This window comes from Rhodovulum steppense (genome assembly GCF_004339675.1).
Classification (GTDB): domain Bacteria; phylum Pseudomonadota; class Alphaproteobacteria; order Rhodobacterales; family Rhodobacteraceae; genus Rhodovulum; species Rhodovulum steppense.
Genome location: NZ_SLVM01000060.1, coordinates 1 through 1,816 on the forward strand (window position 1 = coordinate 1; position 1,816 = coordinate 1,816).

At 63.4% G+C, this 1,816-nt stretch carries 2 protein-coding genes; one reads left to right on the plus strand and one right to left on the minus strand.

Translation table 11 applies throughout. The features are described from left to right. Nucleotides 1-312 precede the first annotated feature (312 nt). The gene (locus tag EV216_RS18020; protein ID WP_132697255.1) at nucleotides 313-723 is read left to right on the plus strand and encodes a hypothetical protein; all 411 of its coding nucleotides are present in this window, start codon (nucleotides 313-315) and stop codon (nucleotides 721-723) included. Here the strand turns inward: EV216_RS18020 and EV216_RS18025 are convergent. Next, entirely contained in the window at nucleotides 716-1,765 is a 1,050-nt protein-coding gene (locus tag EV216_RS18025; RefSeq protein ID WP_132697257.1) for a phage major capsid protein, read from the minus strand. The genes EV216_RS18020 and EV216_RS18025 overlap by 8 nt on opposite strands. Nucleotides 1,766-1,816: the final 51 nt, after the last annotated feature.

A 1,816-nucleotide genomic window follows, 5' to 3' on the forward strand; every position in this document is an offset into this window, starting at 1 on the left:
CTCGGTCAGCCAGTAAAGATTGCTCATAGATCAGGTCTCCTCGCGGAGCCTGAATCACGCCAAAGACCTGAAATCAATGGGTCTGGAGCCTAAGACCGTGCCCGAGTATGAGGTCGTGAAGGGGCTTGAGAACATCGTTGCCCGCGATGTAGAGTCGCCGCTCGTTGTGAACGCAGCGGAGTAGAGCCAACCTTCGGGTGTCTCAAACAAACAACATCTTTGCCCCGCGAACCCCGGTTGAGCGAGAACAAAGATGGAACTTATGAACGTGTCACCGGGCGCGCTTTGTGCCCCATCAACGGAGACACGATCATGACCGACCTGAACACCATGACCAAAGACGCCCTCAACGCGCTGCTCGCCGCGCCCCTGACGGCCTCGCAACTCAAGAAGAAGTCGAAGGCCGACCTCATCGCCATGTTCGATGCGATGCCCGCCGCCGACGTACTCGACGCTGATCTGCGCGACGCTCGCGCGGACGACACGCCGCCGACCGAACCGACGCTGGGCGAAGTGGTCCAGAACCTGGCCTCGATCACGCGGCCCGCCTCGATCCACTCGGCCAGCAGCGCCAAGGCCAGCCGGTCCGAATCTGCCATCACGCCCATATCGGCCAGCAGACGGGCCAGTTCGGGCCAATGCTGCGCGGCCCGGTCGTACAGGAACGCGGGCGGGTCGAAGCTGGACAAGCCCGGCGCACTCGTGCACGGCAGCTTCAGCTAAGGTCAGGATGCACCCGGCGCAGTCCGACGCGCCATAGCATCCCCGTTACTGGTGAGTGGGTAAACCGCCAGAGCGCGCAGCCTGATAGAACTTCCGCAGGCGTGGCGCGCATCACAACCGGGTGGGGGGGCGATGAAAGTTGCCACCCCTTCGCTTCCTGACCGGCGGGGGAAGGTGTTTTTTGCCCAAGCCGAAACCAGAGGAAAAAGCCCATGCCAAGACGACCCAAGCCGCCCGCCCTGCGCGCCCTGACAGGCGGCAAGAAGGTATCATCTGGGCCAGAGGTCGCGCGCCTGCGCACGGCCACGGCGATGCGTTGCTCGGCGAGGATCGCGACCAGGTTGCGCACGAAGAAGTCGGCGTGTTCGGTGCTGATTTCAACGCGCGGTGCCCAGCGGTCATAGAGGGTCGCGGCCTCTTGGAAGTTGCCCACCAGGAAGGAGCCTGCAGCGATTGCCTTGGTCGCGACAACCGGCAGCCCGAACAGAACCGGGTCAACCTCTGCGCCGGGTGCGCCAAGGATATAACGGCCTTCGCCATCCTTGAGCATCCGCATGCGCTGCCAGTCGGACGGGTGCAGGACTATCCCGGTCGGCGGGAAGTCTGCCAGCGCGCTCTGCAGGATCGCACTGCCGATGCGGTCGATCTGGTTCGGGCTGGCGATCTGCCCCGTCAGCGGATCGTTGAACGCGGTCGCTTGCGGAATCAGTCCGTGAAGGTTCGGGCTGGTGCCATCGCCCGAAAGCAGTTGCGTTTCCTCGACCAGCGCCAGACCGTAGCGCAGTTCCGTGTCGATCAGGTCGCGCAGTTGCGGCGCGTCATCAAGCACTTGCCGCGATGCTGCAACCCAATGCGCGATAACCTGCGTCGGGGTGGTCCGCAGTTGCATCGCCATCGTGCTCTGCGGCTTGGCCGCACCTTCCGCCACGGTCGCGGCGGCGTCCGGGCGGGCGGTCATGCTCGGCCATTCGACCGAATTGCTGGAAACCTGCACCACGGGTGAACTGGCCCCCTTTTTGACCGGACACTTGGGCATGACCATGGAGGCTTAGGCATATGCCTGAGCACGTGCTTATGTCTGAGATAGAGATCA

Coding starts and splice junctions, on each gene's coding strand:
- EV216_RS18020 (WP_132697255.1), top strand. CDS start 313: ATGACCGACCTGAACACCATGACCAAAGACGCCCTCAACGCGCTGCTC.
- EV216_RS18025 (WP_132697257.1), bottom strand. CDS start 1,765: ATGGTCATGCCCAAGTGTCCGGTCAAAAAGGGGGCCAGTTCACCCGTG.